The following is a 17150-nucleotide window of genomic DNA, read 5'->3' on the forward strand; positions in this document are numbered from 1 at the left end:
AAGTAGCAGTATAGTTAGCACCGAGGTAACAGTATCGCTCGATCGATTTCCCCATATCAGGAATGCCATGACCCATTTGAGGGTAAACCGCTAGGGAACAATATCTCTGTCTTCATGACTGAAGTTGCTCAACCCCTTATCTAGCCTAGATTTCGTCAATTTGGCACGGCCTTAGCAACGCATAGGGAAATCATTCATCACTATGGAAGGAAAAACCATGAAACTCAATAAACTAACTTCGCTCATCGCCTGCTCTGCGCTACTGTCATTTACCTTGGCTGCGGTGCCCACCGACCTACGCCAAATCGATTTTAATGATAGCCAAATCAATGCCAAATTGATTCAGGATGGCGGTGACGCCACTAAGCTGACCCTGGAGCTCGAAGGGAAACAGCACAACTACAGCTTCAGTCAAGAGGAGATGAAAGACGAGCAGCTCATCCGTCAGCAGCTCGCCAAGCTCCCTCGAGAGACCCAAGATAAGATGGTACGCCTGCTCAAACAGATCAACGGTGACGAACATCACTACCATTACCTGCGACACGATAAACTGTCTGAGGCCGATCAGGCTAAGATAGCCTCACTCTCCAAGAAGATGGCTAAGAAAGAGGCTGAACTGGCCAAACATATCGCCAAGATAGAAGTTAAAGTAGCAGCCAAAAGTGCAGAAATGGCGGCGAAAAGAGCCGAAATGGAACGCAAAGCCGCTGAAATTGAAGCGAAAGCCCGAGACTTTGAGGTGATCATCGACGCCCATGATGGCGAATTTAATCACGACATCGAGCTGCTATCGGACGATATCGCCGAAATCGCCACCGAGATAGCAGAGATCGAAATGAAATATCATGGAGACGGCGAGCGAGAGTTCATCGTGATCAGAAATGACGGTGACGAGGCTGACGTCGAAGAGCTGCTCCATCTGATCGAAAGCGGCAAGTTAAGTGACGCCCAAAAGCGCAAACTTCAACAAGCCCTAAACAATGATGATCGCAAATAAATGAAAATGTGAACAACGCGATAGAATACGCCACCGCCCCAAGGTAATCTGCCACCAAGCTATTTATTCACTCTACAATTCGAGGCAATTATCATGTGGTGGCGCATTCTTATCATCTTTCTCGCTTTTGCACTTCTGGGGGCCCATTTTATGCGCTTCGGCCAAACGCTGATCAGCGCAGCTTTCATCGCGGCGCCACTACTCCTGTTTATTCGCCATGTGGCCATCACCCGCAGCCTACAGCTGGTGCTTATCTTAAGCGCCATCTTCGTCTGGGGTTTGAGCGGTTTTGATTATGTACAGATGCGCATCTCGATGGATGCCCCTTGGGTAAGGCTTGCCTTCATCATGTCGGCGGTGACCCTGTTTACCCTCTTGGCCTCTTACTGCTGTCAGGGCGTACAACGCCTGCGACAGGCTAAGCGCTAGACCACACAGGATACCTGGCCGACCGTCATCCCTTGAGACAGGCGCTTGGCCAGCATTCGCCGCGCCAGCGCATCGACCAAGACGTTAAGCAGTGCCGTCACCAAAAGCAGGTAGAAGGCGTTGTTGTAGCGTATCTCACTAAAGGCGCTATCGATATAGAAGCCTAGGGTCATTACCCCCAGCACCCCAAAAATCGCGGTTTCCCGCAAGATCACCTCGAAGCGATAGAAGAGCAGCGACATCAGGTTCGGATAGATTCGCGGCAACACCTCATAACCATAGTGATCGCTGCGGCGCTGATACAGGGCGCTTGGTGTGATCAGCCTATCCTGGCGCGTCAGCAAGTAGGCGATCAGGGCGCCGTTGTGCAACCCCAAGGCTAGCATTGCAGGCAACATCGAGGGGCCACACAGCATCATGAAAATAAACGCCAGAATATACTCAGGCATGGAGCGCATGATCAGCAGCAAGAGCTGCGCTAGGGGCATAGAATACTTACTGCGGCTATGCATGCTGGCAAAACGATGCCCAAGCAGTGCAAGCAGATGGGTCAGTCCCAATGCGCTCACCGCCAGCACTAAAGTCGCCCCCACACCGGGTAAAGCCTGCTCAAAGGTCAGGCGCTGCCACCAGCTGGCAAATCGCGTGAGCCCTTGTGTCAGGTTCTGCTGACCATGGAGCAGCTCGCGGATCCCTGGGGGGAGAATATCGAAGGTTAGGAACTGCCAAACCAGGTGCAGATCGACGCCTGTCATCTTAGGCAAGGTCAACAGCGCCGCCAACAGATAGAGCGGCAGCAGACGGCGACGCGACCAGAGCGGGATGGTGCCAATCAAAACCACGAAGAGGATGAGCAGCGCCGCCCCCTCATGATACTTGCCCTGGCGAAATGCAGTCTCCAGGTAGAAGCCGAGCGTCGGCATACCGATAAAGCCCAATACGGCGCTGCTGCGCAGGGCACACTCGAAACGGTAACGTACGTAGGCCAGCATCAAAGGCAGCACGTGGCCTAGCTTACCGTAACAATAAGCGCTCAACCTGTCACAGCCAAAGGGCAGCGTTTCCCTGGTGGTTCCCGGCGCCTGTTGCAATATATCGTGAAAGACCCGGGCAAAGGTCGCGCCATAAGGTAAGGCGATCGCCAATACACCGGTTAACGGCGACAGGCCAAAGACTTGCAGGAAGAGCAGTGCCCAGAAGATCTCATGGATCCCCCGCACCATGGCGCAGACACCCGCCACCAAAGGCGAGCGATAAACCAGCGCCAAAGGCGATCCAAGCAGCAAACCCAAGGTCACGCCGAGTAAGGCGAAACTCACCGTCTGCCAAAGGGCATTAACCAGTGATTCGGTCGCAAAGAAATCTGGCGTCAGCAGCCCCTGCCCCATGCGCAGCAACTCGCCCCAGGGATCTAGGCTAATGATCTCGATATCGACAAACAACAGGCTGACACCAACCAGCAGCCAGAGGCCTAATGTCAGCCGCTGCCAGGGACCGACAAACTTAAACATCTTGAGTGGTCGCCATTTGGGTATCGAAGAAGCGGGACAGTTGCTCACCATCGAGTTCACTCGCAGGCTTATCGAGCACTAACTTGCCCTCGCTAAGCCCTATTATGCGATCGAAATGTTTCAGTGCCAGCTCACTATCGTGCAGCACCATGATAACCGTCTCATGGCGCGCCTTGACCAGGCTAAGCAGGCGCTGAGCCATCACAGGATCCAGGGCGGAGAATGACTCATCGCCGATGAAGGTCGGTTTTTCCTGATAGAGTGCCCGTGCCAGGGCAACCCGTTGGCGCTGGCCACCGGATAGTGAAGAGACAGTTTTTTGCAGCGGCGCCTCGAGGTACAGCTCAGCACACAGCCTGGCCACCTCTTCACGTCTCGCCGCCATTGGCCAGGCGAGATTCAATAGGTTATAGGCAGAAGAGTGCCTGGCCAAAGCGCCCATATAGACGTTATGAAACACGCTCAGGGCATCGACCAAACCTTGGGACTGACTGCACAGGGCGGCGTCTTGCTTAAGCTGCTCGTAGATATAACTCAGCAGCGTCGACTTACCCGCCCCAGAAGGACCGACTATGGCTAAAGACTCTCCCCGTTTAATCGACAAGTCGAGATCGTCGATGACCCGAGTCTCGCGATAACTCAGGGAGAGTGATGCTATGTGAAGCACAGAATTAATCTAACAGGCCGATCGCCGTCGCTACTGACTCGATTGGCTCGTAGTCTGCGTTATCGGCCTCAACAAACGACTGACGCGGGAAGCTGGCCAGTAGATCTGGATCTTTCATCTCTAGCAGGGCCTTGGTCAACTTCTCGGTAAAGCCATCACCGAAACGCTGTTCGGCATCGGCACGTACCGTCCACTGATAGTCTGGATAGGCAGGTGTTTCCCAGATAACCTTTACCTTGCTGGTATCGACAGTGCCGTTGGCCACAGCCGTTTCCCACACCTTATAGTTTACCGCGCCCACCTGATAGGCACCTGCCTCTACTTGGGCTATGGTGCGGCTATGATCGCCGGAGAAACCGATACGGGTAAAGATATCCTTCACCTGTTTACCCATGTTGCGCTCAATATAAAACTGCGGCATCAGGCGACCAGAGGTAGAACCTTTCGAACCGAAGGTAAAGGTGTAGCCATTCAGGTTAGGAAAGTTGCTTGATTGCTCGAGTGGCGTCGAGGCATTGGCGATAAAGAAGCTCTTAAAATATTGATCTTCATAGCCCTGAGCGATGGCCTGCGAGCCAGGTACCAGACGCCTCGCCTGCACCCCAGAGAGGCCACCAAACCAGGCCAACTGCACCTGATTGTTACGAAATGCCGTTACGGCTGCGGCGTATGATTTCACCGGCACATAGTTCACCTTAACGCCCAGCTCGGCCTCCAGGTACTTAGCCACCTTGTTAAAGCGTGTCTTGAGCTGACTCTCGTTTTCATCCGGAATCGCGGTAAAGGTAAAGGTCTCGGCCAAGGTCGCCGGCACGAACAGACAGGTAAAGATCAGGGGTAAAATTTTAGCTAAGGACATATCCAGGCCTAATAGAGTATAAAATTAACCGGATTCTAACCATTTGACAGGTAAATTAACAGGTACAAGAAGCCCTTATTGCTCACAAAATGCTAACGACTAAAGCCTGTTTGAAGATGAGTCAGTCCCTGTTAAGCTAACCTATTATAAAGTAATGTTTTATAAAACGTCCTCCGCTTGGTTAACAATTGCCCAACCGGCTAACTAAGCGAGAACACAAATAAACAATAGGCAAAACATATGAGAATTTTGGTCGTTGAAGATGATCCCCTCCTGTCCCACCACCTCAAGGTACAGCTGAGTGAATTAGGCAACCAGGTTCAGGTTGCCCTGACCGCCAAAGAGGGCTTTTATCAGGCGACTAACTACCCCATAGACATCGCCATCATCGACCTGGGTCTGCCGGATCAGGATGGTATTGCCCTGATCCAATCGCTACGTAAGGCAGATCTCAAGGCACCCATCCTCATCCTGACCGCCCGGGTCAACTGGCAGGATAAGGTCGAGGGGCTAAACGCCGGCGCCGACGACTACCTGGTAAAACCCTTTCAGAAAGAGGAACTGGTCGCTAGACTAGACGCCTTGGTACGCCGCAGTGCAGGCTTCGTCAAACCGCAGATCACCAGTGGCCCCCTGGAGCTGGATCTGGCCGCAAAGCAGGTCACACTGGATCAGAGCCCGATGGAAGTTACGGCCTTCGAATATCAGATTCTGGAATACCTGATGCGCCACTGTCACGAGGTGGTCGCCAAACAGCGACTACTGGACGTGATCTATGGCGATAAGGAGGGTGATCCCAACACCATAGAGGTGATGGTGAGCCGCCTACGCAAGAAACTCTCCAAGGGCGGCCTGGAAAACCCCATCGCCACCATTCGTGGTCAGGGCTACAAGTTTAATTTGCCATGCAAATAAGGTTTAAGCCCAAACAGCGTCTGCTCACGCGGATGTTTCTCACCTCGCTCTCCATCATCGCCCTGGTGGGCTTCGGCCTGGCCTGGCTGGTCAATTTGTTATACGCCCAAAATAGCTATAACGAGGAGACCGCCGAGCTTATCGCCGAGATCCCCAAGGTGGCAGCCGAGCTGAGGGAGCACGACCTCATCCCCGAAACCTCTGAGTGGCTGGAGGAGAACAACACCCCCCAAAAATATATCATCGCCAGCTGTGATGAGGAGTTCAAACAGGTGTGGACCTCCTCCCTTGCCGTGGATCGCGGCCTGTTCGACACCTGTGAGCGCTTCAACGAGATACGCTTCGACTCACCGCCCTACTACCTCAACCTCGCAGACAGTAAAAACTACTTCGTCTATCTGCTGTCGGTGGAGATCGCCAAGCACAAATACAACCTCTTGGTGATGAAGGATGCCCAGAAGCTCGAACAGGAGTTCGACAAGTTCAGCCGCCGCACCTACTGGCGTTTAGGCATGATCTTGGCCCTGGCCTTAGTGCTATTGATCAGCGCAGGTTACTGGGGGATGCGACCTCTGGTTCGTATGCGTAACGAGCTGCACCAGGTCAGCAGCGGTAAGGCCAAGGCACTCTCGGAGGATTATCCGGTGGAGCTCGAAGGTGTCACCCAGGCGCTCAACCAGCTGCTGGTGCAATCGAGCGCGCAGCAAGAGCGATACCAAAATGCCATGAATGACCTGGCCCACAGCCTGAAGACGCGCCTGGCGGCGGTGCACGCCATTACGGACGACCAGAGTTTGAGTAAGGCGGGCGCCAGCGAGAAGATCATGGAGCAGGTCAGCCAGATGGATCACTTGGTCAAGTATCAGCTCAAGCGCGCCATGCTGGGCCGCAAGGGACTTAAGCAGGAGCAGACCCTAGTAGCGCCACTGATAGAGCAGCTGTCACAGATGCTGTTTAAGGTTTACCGTGACAAGCAGATCCAATTTAGCGCCGATATCCCGGCCGATCAGGTGTTCCCAGGAGACAAAGGGGATCTGATGGAGCTGTGTGGCAACCTGATGGAGAACGCCTTCAAGCTATGTATCAGTAAGGTGGCGGTTACGGCTCGCTACAGCGACAACAGCGAGTTTGTTTTGATCGTGGAAGATGACGGCCCAGGGGTTCCCGAGGCCATACGTCAGAGGATCATCGAGCGCGGCGTTCGCGCAGACACCCAAAAGGCAGGCCAAGGCATAGGGCTTGCCGTTTGTCACGAAATTGTCTCAAGCTACAACGGCAGCCTCAGCATAGATACCTCGTCCCTCGAGGGGGCGAGGTTTACCATTAAGATCCCACTTTAACCCAAGGGGGCGTATAGCTTCTCGGCACGGTTAAACATCACCCAAGAGGTGGCGATATACTTATCGCCACTGATGGGCATGTTGCCTCTATGGCTATGGGTAAAGCCGGCTGGGGCGATCACCATGGTGCCCTTCTTCGGCTTTATCTTACGTTGCTGATAGAAGAACTCGGTTTCGCCGCCCTCTTCCACATCGTTAAGATAAAACATATACAGCACCACTCTATGCAGCGCCTCGTTATGTCCCATCTGGGGGAATTGCTCAGAGTGCCAATGAGGGTATCCCCCCTTACCTTTCTGATAATATTGAATATTAATGCTGCCGCTACGATACAGGTACTGCACCAGGGGCTGTACCCTGTGGCGTCCCAGGGTATCGAAATTTTCCGGAGTCAGCGTCTGCGGCTTGCCCTGCTCATCTGCCAGGGTGACAGCCACCGCCCCCATTAACCCCAGGGCATATTTTTCAAAATATTGCGCGCTGTGTTTTAGCGTATAATTAAGGAGTTCGTTTCTCAGTGGCAGTAACTCCTGAAAGTTATCCATGGTAATGTCACGGCTAATTTTCTTTTCCAGGTCAACACCATGACCCGTAATACCATCAATAACACCAGGATGTGTGTTGACGGTCTCGATGAGACGATCGCACAGTTCATCTGGGATGGCATTGGGGTAGACTTCGATGAAATCCATGTACAACTCGCTAATTTAGATAAATTTGTGATGTAACTATGCTGACACATAGCTTAAGTAATTGTAAAGCCAGCTGGTTCAGATAAAATAACGCGCAACTCAAGGCAAACGTAAATACACATGAGCAGAAGCTGTAAGGTAAAAACAAACCAACTACAAATCGGCAACTTTGTTAGATTACCTGTCTCCTGGAAAGACCATCCCTTTCTATTTAATTCCTTTAGACTCAAGCAAGAAGCTCAGATCGAACTGATCAAAAAACTCGGTATCGAGTATGTGTTTGTCGACCTGGACAAGAGCTCAGCACCGCCGCTGGGCAAAGAAGAAGCCTACGATGCCCCCAGCTTTCGAGATGAAAACGACCTGACACAGCTCAGTCAGCAGATGAATCAAAATAAGCAAGAGCGTATCGAGCACCTCAAGAAACTCAGGCGCGATCTCAAGAAAACCGAGCAGGAATTTGACCGCTCGGTCGCCATGATGCGCAACCTGATCGCCAAGCTGAGAAATCGCCCGCTTAACGCCATTTCCGACGCCAAGGAGCTGATCAACAGCATCACCGAAGAGCTGCTCAACTCTGACAACCTGGTGCTGCACCTGATGAGCGACGCCAAAGACAGCGACGGCATCTACTATCACTCCCTCAACGTGGCGGTGCTCTCCATGATGATCGCCAAGGAGCTGGACTGGCCAAGAGAAGATATCGAGGCGGTCGGTATGGGCGCCCTGTTCCATGACACCGGCAAGCTCAAGATCCCACCCCAGCTGCTACGCAAGAAGACGCCGCTCACCCAGCCCGAGCTGAACTTCATCCGGCAACACCCGGCCATGGGGATAGAACTGTTGAAGCTGGCCAATAACTTCCCCGAAGATGCGGCGCCAATCGTAAGGGATCATCACGAATTTCTCGATGGTAGCGGCTATCCCAGGGGCTTGAAGGCGGAACAGATCAGCCTGCCGACCCAGCTGGTTGCCGCGGTAAATCTCTACGATCAGCTCTGCCACCCAGAGGGGCAAGTTAAGGCTCGAACCCCCTATGCCGCGCTAGGCTACCTGTATAAGAACTACAAGGAGCGGCTAAATCAGGAGGCTATAGGTAAGCTCATCAAGATGCTCGGCGTCTATCCGCCTGGCAGTGTGGTGGAGCTTTCCAGCGGACAATATGCCATGGTGATGGCGGTGAATCTTGAGAAGATCCTCTTCCCACGGATCTTGGTATACGATGCCTTAGTGCCTAAAGAACAGGCGCCTATCGTGGATCTGGAGAGCGAAGGACTCACTATCGTCAGGTGTATAGCCCCCTCGGCTCTACCTGAAAAGATCTTCAAATATCTGAGCCCCAGAGAGCGCGTCAGTTATTTCTTCGGTGGCGATAAGAAGGCGTAAAGCACGACTGACTGTCTTTCTCCGCAGGCCAGACTAAAATTAGAGTACTGGCCTTGCATTATGGTGTTTATGCGCTAAGGGGAAAGAGTATGGTAGAGCTACCCGATTTCGACAGCCTGAAATGGCTGGCGCAGCACGCGCCGCAGCAACTGGCTACCCTGCAGAAAAACCTCAACAAGGCCTTGATCAACGAGGCCCATGCCAACAACCGAGCCCAGCTGGAAACCATTCGCCATCACCTCGAGTTCAAGCTATCGCGCTGCGCCACACCATACGCCCGCAGCTATATGGCGCTGCGGCTGATGAATGACAAGTTCATCACCTTAAATCAGGTGATCAATCAGCCCGACCTTTACACAGATAACAGAGCCAAGGTGCTCTGTTATCCAGGTAAATAGCCTAGAGCATGAGGCTTGAGGCTTGAAGTATGAGGCGTGAGACTTAGTCCAAGCTAAGCCATAACAACCAGCCTGAACTTAGAGCCAGCCTTTGCGTTTAAAGAAGAAATAGGTCGAGGCCGCACTGCCAATCATCATCATGATCGCCATCGGATAACCCCATTGCCATTCGAGCTCAGGCATATTGGTAAAGTTCATCCCGTAGGCGCTGGCAATCACAGTAGGAGGCAGGAAGATCACCGCCGCAACCGAGAAGATCTTAATGATTTTGTTTTGCTGCAAACCACTGAAACCCATGGCCGCATCGAGCAAGAAGTTTAACTTATCGAAAATAAACTGACTGTGCGGCATCAGAGACTCGATATCCGACAACATCTCCCGTAGATCTTTAAGATCTTCCTCGGTCAACTTGCCACGATAATAACGCTGCATATAACGAAGAGAGCGCTGAGTATCGAGCAAACTCAGGCGGATCTTACCGTTAGAGTCTTCCTGCAAGGTGATAAGCTTAAAGACATCGTCCAGCTCGTCACTCTGAAACACCTGCTCGCCCACGTTGTCGAGCACTGAATAGACATCTTCGATGAGATCCGAGAGATAATCCACCTTGAGGTTGAACAGTTCTAGGAAGAGCGCCTGCGGCGTCTGCACCTCTAAGCGGCCTAGACGCAAATAGTTACGCAGTAGTCGGATCAGCCCTACATCGTCTTCCCTGAGGGTCACCAGAAACTGGGGGCGCAGGTTAAAGGAGACGTTCACCCCTTTTACGTCCTGCCCCACACGCTGGGGGAACAGGGAGTTGATGTGCAAGCCGTCCTTGTTTTGATAGAAACGTGCCGAGGCCTCAATTTCGTTAATATCTTCCTCGTCCGGCAGTTCCTCTGCCGAATAGCCCCTCAGCCATTCACGTTCGTCATCTTCAGGTTTGTAGAGATCTAGCCATAAGGTCCCCTCGGGAACACTGTCTCGAATATTCAACTCGACAATGGATAACTTATTCGCTTGAAAGACATAAGCCGTGATCATAGGACCTCCTGAAAAAGACACTTAGATGAAAACTCACCACATCCAAGCGCAGGGTATAATTTGGCGTTATTCTACCGAATAACACGCCATTGAACAGCCTAATTGACTGCTAATGAAGGGAATATAACCAAAATAAAAGTTTAGCCGTCAAAAAGAGAGCCTACCTCATATTTGGCGGGGTATCGGCAATCACAATTCGCTCTTGAGTCGACAACCGCACCTTTAGGCCATCTACTGTAGTAAAGGCATCAGTCTCTAATTCGCGTTTACGCACCTGATAGACCTCCTTCGAAGCCGCGGCTGGCGAGATAATGGTGACATAAACCACCTGATTCCCCTCTTGCCAGGACCAATACCAATAGGCGCCACTTCCCAGGAGCGCCAGGGCCGCAATACCAAAGGCGAGATACTTAAACACGATTCGTTGACCCAACTGACTGGCAGTGGGTTGACTTGCCACCTTGGGCTTACGAAGATAGGCGATTGCGCCGGCAATCACTAACAGAGTCACTAAAATTTTAGTTAACACGCTACGCTCCTGGAATTAATTCCCACCATTATAGGGCCTTAGTTCGCAAATTACTGTAACCCATCCCCCAGGATGCTCAAAAAGCCTAACGGCCACCTGTAAAGTTGTCCAACTGGGCTGCGAGGTGCTATAACACAGGTAAATTACTCTTTTCTCGGTTTACCATGAAATCTTTAATCCATTGCCTATTCCTGATCCCGCTATTATTTGTACAAGCGTACGCCGAAGTCACCATCACCCTACCCGATAGCGCCGAGCCACTGCTTCTTAACGGTAAGGATATCAGCAGCCATCGGCTGATCTCACAAAATGGTCAACAGCAGCTGGCCTTTAATGCCCGCGCCAGCTACCGCGAATTTGGCCAACAGAAGCGCTTCGTCTCAGAGACCCTCATCGTCACCTTCTTGGGCGAGAACAATCACTACCGCGTCACCCTACCTAAAATCAACTCTCCTAGATCAGCAGAAAAATTTAATGACGCCCCCCAAGTCAGTATCACGGATACTCAAGGCAATAAGGTCGCTTACAAGATAGATAAGTTGCTCAAGGATGGAATTCAGATAGGCCGCGATTACAGCGAAGAGATAAAGGCCTACAACATGGGCCAAGGCGTTGCGGCCATAGCGGTCAATCAGCTGGTCCAAATGGCACCTAACACCTCAACCAGAGCCTCGACCAGTACCTCAAGCGGCACAGCAAGTCCTGCGGCGGCCTCCACGACCTTGGCAGCGCAGCAAACCACTGCGCCACAGGGCGCTCAGCCTGTTGGCCAGGCAACTAGTCAACCAAGCACTCAGCCTGTAACTCAAACAGGCACGTCACGCCGCGATCAGATCAATGTGGGCCAGATGTTAGACTTTTGGTACGAACAAGCAGATGAAGCCACCAGAGAAGCTTTTAAAAAGCGTATAGAACTCATCGAACAGGCTCAGCAAGGCGGGCACTAAGCCGGCCGGTTGGATACTACCAGTATCGATAGGCGGCATGACTTTCAATGAAATAGCTTTAAGTGAAATAGCTTAAGCCAGCATAACGTTATGCGGCACGCTTCATGGTGGAAAGGCTATCCTGTTTCAGGAACTTAAATCCCGCCTGCCGCCCAAGTCGATAATCCCTATCAAGCTCTGCCATCGAACTGCCGAGTAACTTGCTCGCCAGTGCCCGGTGGGGGAATAGCTGAATGATCTCCACACCCTCGGGTGGATTGTCGATAAAGGAAAGTGAGCGCTTATATTCCGCTTCATGATGCAGGTAATACTCAATCGCCCTAGGGCAGCGATTCGAGCTGCAGATCCAAGACTTGAGACGATTCACCCAAGGGGTATAAGCTTGGTATTCCTCGGGCATGGTACGTATCACAACTATCTTAGTCGCCCCCCGCCGATAGGCCTCCTCCACCGGCAGCGGTGCCGACAGGCCGCCATCGACATAAAAGCTGTCCTCTACAGGAACTCCTTGGCGATAGAGAAACGGCAGTGCACTCGACGCCTTGAGTAACTCCAGCCAGTTCTGCTTATTGGGCTGACGAAATATCGCCTGATAGTTAGAGCCATTGGTCATGCTAAAAAGCAGCTGGCGATGGCTCAATGCCCGCATCCCGGCAGACAGATCCAAGCCTAACGACTCGCCTTGCACCTGATTAAAGTACCAATCGAGATCCACAGTACTCTTTCCGGCAAGACCGCGACTCACCTTCACAAATTGCGGATCGCGGGACAAGCCCTTAATCGCCTGCTTGGCCAAGCCAATTTGACCTGTGAGATAACTCGAGAGATTCTGAGCACCAGCCGAGGTCCCGATTAGCAGCGCAAATGGGTTATAGCCTTTCTCAAGCCAGGTATCCAACACGCCAGCGGTAAATATCCCCCGCTGCCCACCGCCTTCGGCAATCAGCGCCGTATTTGCCTGAACGTGCGTAGGCATTTGCCCTGGCTGGCTGACCTCTCCCCTAGGAGTCAAGGATGGCCCCAAATGAGAAAGCGAGTCTGTAGAATCAGTATTTAGAGAACTAGTGTTAGGAAAAATGGCAGTTGGAAAACCAGCATTAGGAAAGCCAGAATTAAGAGAATGCATCACAGATTTAGTACCCCAGTTAGCCATTAGCTTTATCCCCTAAATCTAGATCCCCTCGACTCCTCTGTATAATTGAATGATCAAATCGTGCAGATAGAAAACATCTATTAACGCCCAAGTACGCTCAAAGTAACCTATATGAGCCTCTCACATAGAGACTTACGACATCTGCTAATTCAGTGCTTATTAACGGATGGAGATAAACTGCTAGGTCGAGGCCAGCAAAAGAAATGGCATACGCAGACGGCCTCTCACATGGGGGCGTAAGACATCTGCTAATCAAGCGTAGCCTGATGAATTACTGGAGCGCGAAGCAGCTAGGCTGCGAGCTGGGGGGCCTGACCGCCATGGATGGCGGAAATGCAGTTTATGAATGGAGCACTTAACTGCCACCCACGAAGTGACTGTGGGCTGCGTGTGAAGTAGCACTTCCGCGCGACCTACATGGATGTAGGAAGTGCCATAAATTGACAGGAGCAATTTAGGCGAGCGTATAAACGAAAAAATCCCCAGCACAGTGTGCTGGGGATTTCTCGTTTATTAGGCGCCTGGAAATGACCTACTCTCACATGGGGAGACCCCACACTACCATCGGCGCGATTGCGTTTCACTTCTGAGTTCGGGATGGGATCAGGTGGGGCCACAATGCTATGGTTTCCAGACAAATTCTTACTGGTTAATTCTTCGTCTGACGGCATTGTTTCCTCGCTGCAGTGCTCATGTACTCTAGTACACTCCGCGCTTCGCTTCGTTACGGCTTTGTCAGCCCACATGGGGAGACCCCACACTACCATCGGCGCGATTGCGTTTCACTTCTGAGTTCGGGATGGGATCAGGTGGGGCCACAATGCTATGGTTTCCAGACAAATTCTTACTGGTTAATTCTTCGTCTGACGGCATTGTTTCCTCGCTGCAGTGCTCATGTACTCTAGTACACTCCGCGCTTCGCTTCGTTACGGCTTTGTCAGCCAAACAATTACCTGCGTAATTAACCGAAATAATAAATTTAGAAAGCTGTACTCTTATCTAAGAGTCAATCTGAGTTTTAGTACACGGATGTACTGTATGTCATAAATGCAGGAGCAATTTATGACCTCACTTCAATCAAGTACTTTGTATTCTTTTGATTCAGTAACCATCTTACGAAACCCTTTTGGGTTGTATGGTTAAGCCTCACGAGTCATTAGTACAGGTTAGCTCAACGCCTCACAACGCTTACACACCCTGCCTATCAACGTCCTAGTCTCGGACGGCTCTTTAGAGACCTTAAAGGTCTAGGGATGACTCATCTTAGGGCTCGCTTCCCGCTTAGATGCTTTCAGCGGTTATCGATTCCGAACGTAGCTACCGGGCAATGCCATTGGCATGACAACCCGAACACCAGCGGTTCNAAACCCTTTTGGGTTGTATGGTTAAGCCTCACGAGTCATTAGTACAGGTTAGCTCAACGCCTCACAACGCTTACACACCCTGCCTATCAACGTCCTAGTCTCGGACGGCTCTTTAGAGACCTTAAAGGTCTAGGGATGACTCATCTTAGGGCTCGCTTCCCGCTTAGATGCTTTCAGCGGTTATCGATTCCGAACGTAGCTACCGGGCAATGCCATTGGCATGACAACCCGAACACCAGCGGTTCGTCCACTCCGGTCCTCTCGTACTAGGAGCAGCTCCCTTCAATCATCCAACGCCCACGGCAGATAGGGACCGAACTGTCTCACGACGTTCTGAACCCAGCTCGCGTACCACTTTAAATGGCGAACAGCCATACCCTTGGGACCGACTTCAGCCCCAGGATGTGATGAGCCGACATCGAGGTGCCAAACACCGCCGTCGATATGAACTCTTGGGCGGTATCAGCCTGTTATCCCCGGAGTACCTTTTATCCGTTGAGCGATGGCCCTTCCATTCAGAACCACCGGATCACTATGACCTGCTTTCGCACCTGCTCGACGTGTATGTCTCGCAGTTAAGCTGGCTTATGCCATTGCACTAACCGTACGATGTCCGACCGTACTTAGCCAACCTTCGTGCTCCTCCGTTACTCTTTGGGAGGAGACCGCCCCAGTCAAACTACCCACCAGGCACTGTCCTCAACCCCGATTCAGGGGCCAGAGTTAGAACATCAACACTACAAGGGTGGTATTTCAAGGWTGACTCCACGAGAACTGGCGTTCCCGCTTCAAAGTCTCCCACCTATCCTACACATGTAGGGTCAATGTTCAGTGCCAAGCTATAGTAAAGGTTCACGGGGTCTTTCCGTCTAGCCGCGGGTATACGGCATCTTCACCGCAATTTCAACTTCACTGAGTCTCGGCTGGAGACAGCGTGGCCATCATTACGCCATTCGTGCAGGTCGGAACTTACCCGACAAGGAATTTCGCTACCTTAGGACCGTTATAGTTACGGCCGCCGTTTACCGGGGCTTCGATCATGAGCTTCTCCGAAGATAACCCAATCAATTAACCTTCCGGCACCGGGCAGGCGTCACACCGTATACGTCATCTTGCGATTTTGCACAGTGCTGTGTTTTTGATAAACAGTTGCAGCCACCTGGTATCTGCGACTCCCGTCAGCTTAGAGAGCAAGTCTCATCACCAACAGGAGCGTACCTTCTCCCGAAGTTACGGTACCATTTTGCCTAGTTCCTTCAGCCGAGTTCTCTCAAGCGCCTTGGTATTCTCTACCCGACCACCTGTGTCGGTTTGGGGTACGATTCCTACTAACCTGAAGCTTAGAAGATTTTCCTGGAAGCATGGCATCAACTACTTCATCACCGTAGTGACTCGTCATCAACTCTCAGTATTAGGTRCCCGGATTTGCCTAAGYACCCTACCTACAGCCTTAAACGCGGACAACCAACGCCGCGCTAGCCTAGCCTTCTCCGTCTCTCCATCGCAGTTAGCAGAAGTACGGGAATATTAACCCGTTTCCCATCGACTACGCCTTTCGGCCTCGCCTTAGGGGTCGACTCACCCTGCCCCGATTAACGTTGGACAGGAACCCTTGGTCTTTCGGCGAGGAGGTTTTTCACCCCCTTTATCGTTACTCATGTCAGCATTCGCACTTCTGATACCTCCAGCGTGGGTTACCCCTTCACCTTCAACGGCTTACAGAACGCTCCTCTACCGCACTAGCGCAAGCGCTAGTACCCATAGCTTCGGTGTATTGCTTAGCCCCGTTATATCTTCCGCGCAGGCCGACTCGACTAGTGAGCTATTACGCTTTCTTTAAATGATGGCTGCTTCTAAGCCAACATCCTAGCTGTCTAAGCCTTCCCACATCGTTTCCCACTTAGCAATAACTTTGGGACCTTAGCTGATGGTCTGGGTTGTTTCCCTTTTCACGACGGACGTTAGCACCCGCCGTGTGTCTCCCGAGTAGTACTCATTGGTATTCGGAGTTTGCAAAGGGTTGGTAAGTCGGGATGACCCCCTAGCCTTAACAGTGCTCTACCCCCAATGGTATTCGCTCGAGGCGCTACCTAAATAGCTTTCGAGGAGAACCAGATATCTCCCGGTTTGATTGGCCTTTCACCCCCAGCCACAAGTCATCACCGCATTTTTCAACATACGTGTGTTCGGTCCTCCAGTTGATGTTACTCAACCTTCAACCTGCCCATGGCTAGATCACCGGGTTTCGGGTCTACACCTTGCAACTAAACGCGCAGTTAACACTCGGTTTCCCTACGGCTCCGCTATTCGCTTAACCTCGCTACAAAATGTAAGTCGCTGACCCATTATACAAAAGGTACGCAGTCACGGTCTCAAGAACCGCTCCCACTGCTTGTACGTATACGGTTTCAGGTTCTATTTCACTCCCCTCACAGGGGTTCTTTTCGCCTTTCCCTCACGGTACTGGTTCACTATCGGTCAGTCAGGAGTATTTAGCCTTGGAGGATGGTCCCCCCATATTCGAACAAGATATCACGTGTCCCGTCCTACTCGTTTTCACCTAAAGTTAGTTTTCATGTACGGGGCTATCACCCTGTATCGCTGTGCTTTCCAACACATTCCACTAACACCCTCTAGGCTTAAGGGCTAATCCCCGTTCGCTCGCCGCTACTAGGGGAATCTCGGTTGATTTCTTTTCCTAAGGGTACTTAGATGTTTCAGTTCCCCTCGTTCGCCTCATTAAGCTATGTATTCACTTAATGATGACAGCTTATGCTGCCGGGTTTCCCCATTCGGACATCGTTAGCTCAAATGCTTGTTACTAGCTCGCCAACGCTTTTCGCAAGTTACTACGTCCTTCATCGCCTCTGACTGCCAAGGCATCCACCGTATACGCTTAGTCACTTAACCATACAACCCAAATGAGTTTCATCTGAG

Annotated in this window: 14 protein-coding genes and 3 rRNA genes; 7 read left to right on the forward strand and 10 right to left on the reverse strand. The window is 51.7% G+C overall.

The window, feature by feature from the left end; genetic code table 11:
* The first annotated feature begins 217 nt into the window (after window positions 1-217).
* Together L1D43_RS09340 and L1D43_RS09345 are read left to right on the forward strand one after the other, a co-directional pair.
* Window positions 218-997: a hypothetical protein gene (locus L1D43_RS09340; RefSeq protein ID WP_239850982.1), complete on the forward strand. Its 780-nt coding sequence runs from the start codon at window positions 218-220 to the stop codon at window positions 995-997.
* 93 nt (window positions 998-1090) lie between these two features.
* Window positions 1091-1426: a hypothetical protein gene (locus L1D43_RS09345; RefSeq protein ID WP_239850984.1), complete on the forward strand. Its 336-nt coding sequence runs from the start codon at window positions 1091-1093 to the stop codon at window positions 1424-1426.
* Here L1D43_RS09345 and L1D43_RS09350 read toward each other — a convergent pair.
* From L1D43_RS09350 to L1D43_RS09360, 3 genes are read right to left on the reverse strand one after another with little or no spacing between them, the layout of a single operon-like run.
* Window positions 1423-2937, reverse strand: coding sequence for an ABC transporter permease (locus L1D43_RS09350; RefSeq protein WP_239850985.1), 1515 nt, complete (start codon window positions 2935-2937; stop codon window positions 1423-1425). The two genes, L1D43_RS09345 and L1D43_RS09350, sit on opposite strands and share 4 nt — an antisense overlap.
* Window positions 2930-3604 carry an ATP-binding cassette domain-containing protein gene (locus L1D43_RS09355; protein ID WP_239850986.1) on the reverse strand — a complete coding sequence of 225 codons (675 nt, stop codon included), beginning with the start codon at window positions 3602-3604 and terminating at the stop codon, window positions 2930-2932. The genes L1D43_RS09350 and L1D43_RS09355 overlap by 8 nt, the downstream gene beginning before the upstream one ends.
* 4 nt (window positions 3605-3608) lie before the next feature.
* Window positions 3609-4463, reverse strand: coding sequence for a putative selenate ABC transporter substrate-binding protein (locus L1D43_RS09360; RefSeq protein WP_239850988.1), 855 nt, complete (start codon window positions 4461-4463; stop codon window positions 3609-3611).
* A gap of 240 nt (window positions 4464-4703) precedes the next feature.
* Here L1D43_RS09360 and L1D43_RS09365 point away from each other — a divergent pair, with 240 nt between their 5' ends.
* Window positions 4704-5378: a response regulator gene (locus L1D43_RS09365; protein WP_239850990.1), complete on the forward strand. Its 675-nt coding sequence runs from the start codon at window positions 4704-4706 to the stop codon at window positions 5376-5378.
* Entirely contained in the window at window positions 5369-6718 is a 1350-nt protein-coding gene (locus L1D43_RS09370; RefSeq protein ID WP_239850991.1) for a sensor histidine kinase, read from the forward strand. The genes L1D43_RS09365 and L1D43_RS09370 overlap by 10 nt, the downstream gene beginning before the upstream one ends.
* On the opposite strand, the gene L1D43_RS09375 is transcribed toward L1D43_RS09370, so the two are convergent.
* On the reverse strand, window positions 6715-7410 hold the full coding sequence (locus L1D43_RS09375; RefSeq protein WP_239850992.1) for a 2OG-Fe(II) oxygenase: 696 nt from the start codon (window positions 7408-7410) through the stop codon (window positions 6715-6717). The two genes, L1D43_RS09370 and L1D43_RS09375, sit on opposite strands and share 4 nt — an antisense overlap.
* Window positions 7411-7530: 120 nt before the next feature.
* Between L1D43_RS09375 and L1D43_RS09380 the strand changes: the two genes are divergently transcribed.
* Both L1D43_RS09380 and L1D43_RS09385 read left to right on the forward strand, forming a co-directional pair.
* Window positions 7531-8796, forward strand: a complete 1266-nt coding sequence (locus L1D43_RS09380) for an HD-GYP domain-containing protein (RefSeq protein ID WP_239850993.1) — start codon at window positions 7531-7533, stop codon at window positions 8794-8796.
* Window positions 8797-8885: 89 nt separating this feature from the next.
* Window positions 8886-9194, forward strand: coding sequence for a DUF3135 domain-containing protein (locus tag L1D43_RS09385; RefSeq protein WP_239850994.1), 309 nt, complete (start codon window positions 8886-8888; stop codon window positions 9192-9194).
* 78 nt (window positions 9195-9272) lie between these two features.
* Here L1D43_RS09385 and corA read toward each other — a convergent pair whose 3' ends face one another.
* Together corA and L1D43_RS09395 are read right to left on the reverse strand one after the other, a co-directional pair.
* Window positions 9273-10220 (reverse strand): magnesium/cobalt transporter CorA, encoded by a 948-nt coding sequence (gene corA, locus L1D43_RS09390; RefSeq protein WP_041510922.1) that lies wholly within the window; start codon window positions 10218-10220, stop codon window positions 9273-9275.
* A 160-nt stretch (window positions 10221-10380) separates the two neighbouring features.
* Complete coding sequence (locus L1D43_RS09395; protein ID WP_239850995.1) at window positions 10381-10749, reverse strand: hypothetical protein; 369 nt, start codon at window positions 10747-10749, stop codon at window positions 10381-10383.
* Window positions 10750-10913: 164 nt separating this feature from the next.
* On the opposite strand from L1D43_RS09395, the gene L1D43_RS09400 reads away from it, so the two are divergent.
* A complete protein-coding gene (locus L1D43_RS09400) occupies window positions 10914-11696 on the forward strand; it encodes a DUF2057 domain-containing protein (protein ID WP_239850996.1) in 783 nt (260 codons plus the stop codon).
* An 88-nt stretch (window positions 11697-11784) separates the two neighbouring features.
* On the opposite strand, the gene L1D43_RS09405 is transcribed toward L1D43_RS09400, so the two are convergent.
* The 4 genes from L1D43_RS09405 to L1D43_RS09420 form a co-directional block, all read right to left on the reverse strand.
* Entirely contained in the window at window positions 11785-12672 is an 888-nt protein-coding gene (locus tag L1D43_RS09405; RefSeq protein WP_239850997.1) for a patatin family protein, read from the reverse strand.
* 696 nt (window positions 12673-13368) lie between these two features.
* Window positions 13369-13484 (reverse strand): 5S ribosomal RNA (gene rrf / locus L1D43_RS09410).
* Window positions 13485-13593: 109 nt separating this feature from the next.
* Window positions 13594-13686 (reverse strand): 5S ribosomal RNA (gene rrf / locus L1D43_RS09415).
* A 544-nt stretch (window positions 13687-14230) separates the two neighbouring features.
* Window positions 14231-17123, reverse strand: a 23S ribosomal RNA gene (locus L1D43_RS09420).
* Window positions 17124-17150 lie beyond the last annotated feature (27 nt).

Source organism: Shewanella sp. Isolate8 (assembly GCF_022398495.1).
GTDB lineage: Bacteria > Pseudomonadota > Gammaproteobacteria > Enterobacterales > Shewanellaceae > Shewanella > Shewanella aquimarina.

Bases quoted from the DNA above. Each gene is read 5' to 3' on its own strand.
- L1D43_RS09380 (WP_239850993.1), top strand. From the start codon at position 7,531: ATGAGCAGAAGCTGTAAGGTAAAAACAAACCAACTACAAATCGGCAAC.
- L1D43_RS09360 (WP_239850988.1), bottom strand. From the start codon at position 4,463: ATGTCCTTAGCTAAAATTTTACCCCTGATCTTTACCTGTCTGTTCGTG.
- L1D43_RS09370 (WP_239850991.1), top strand. From the start codon at position 5,369: ATGCAAATAAGGTTTAAGCCCAAACAGCGTCTGCTCACGCGGATGTTT.
- L1D43_RS09400 (WP_239850996.1), top strand. From the start codon at position 10,914: ATGAAATCTTTAATCCATTGCCTATTCCTGATCCCGCTATTATTTGTA.
- L1D43_RS09345 (WP_239850984.1), top strand. From the start codon at position 1,091: ATGTGGTGGCGCATTCTTATCATCTTTCTCGCTTTTGCACTTCTGGGG.
- L1D43_RS09375 (WP_239850992.1), bottom strand. From the start codon at position 7,410: ATGGATTTCATCGAAGTCTACCCCAATGCCATCCCAGATGAACTGTGC.
- L1D43_RS09365 (WP_239850990.1), top strand. From the start codon at position 4,704: ATGAGAATTTTGGTCGTTGAAGATGATCCCCTCCTGTCCCACCACCTC.
- L1D43_RS09340 (WP_239850982.1), top strand. From the start codon at position 218: ATGAAACTCAATAAACTAACTTCGCTCATCGCCTGCTCTGCGCTACTG.
- L1D43_RS09385 (WP_239850994.1), top strand. From the start codon at position 8,886: ATGGTAGAGCTACCCGATTTCGACAGCCTGAAATGGCTGGCGCAGCAC.
- L1D43_RS09405 (WP_239850997.1), bottom strand. From the start codon at position 12,672: ATGCCTACGCACGTTCAGGCAAATACGGCGCTGATTGCCGAAGGCGGT.
- corA (WP_041510922.1), bottom strand. From the start codon at position 10,220: ATGATCACGGCTTATGTCTTTCAAGCGAATAAGTTATCCATTGTCGAG.
- L1D43_RS09350 (WP_239850985.1), bottom strand. From the start codon at position 2,937: ATGTTTAAGTTTGTCGGTCCCTGGCAGCGGCTGACATTAGGCCTCTGG.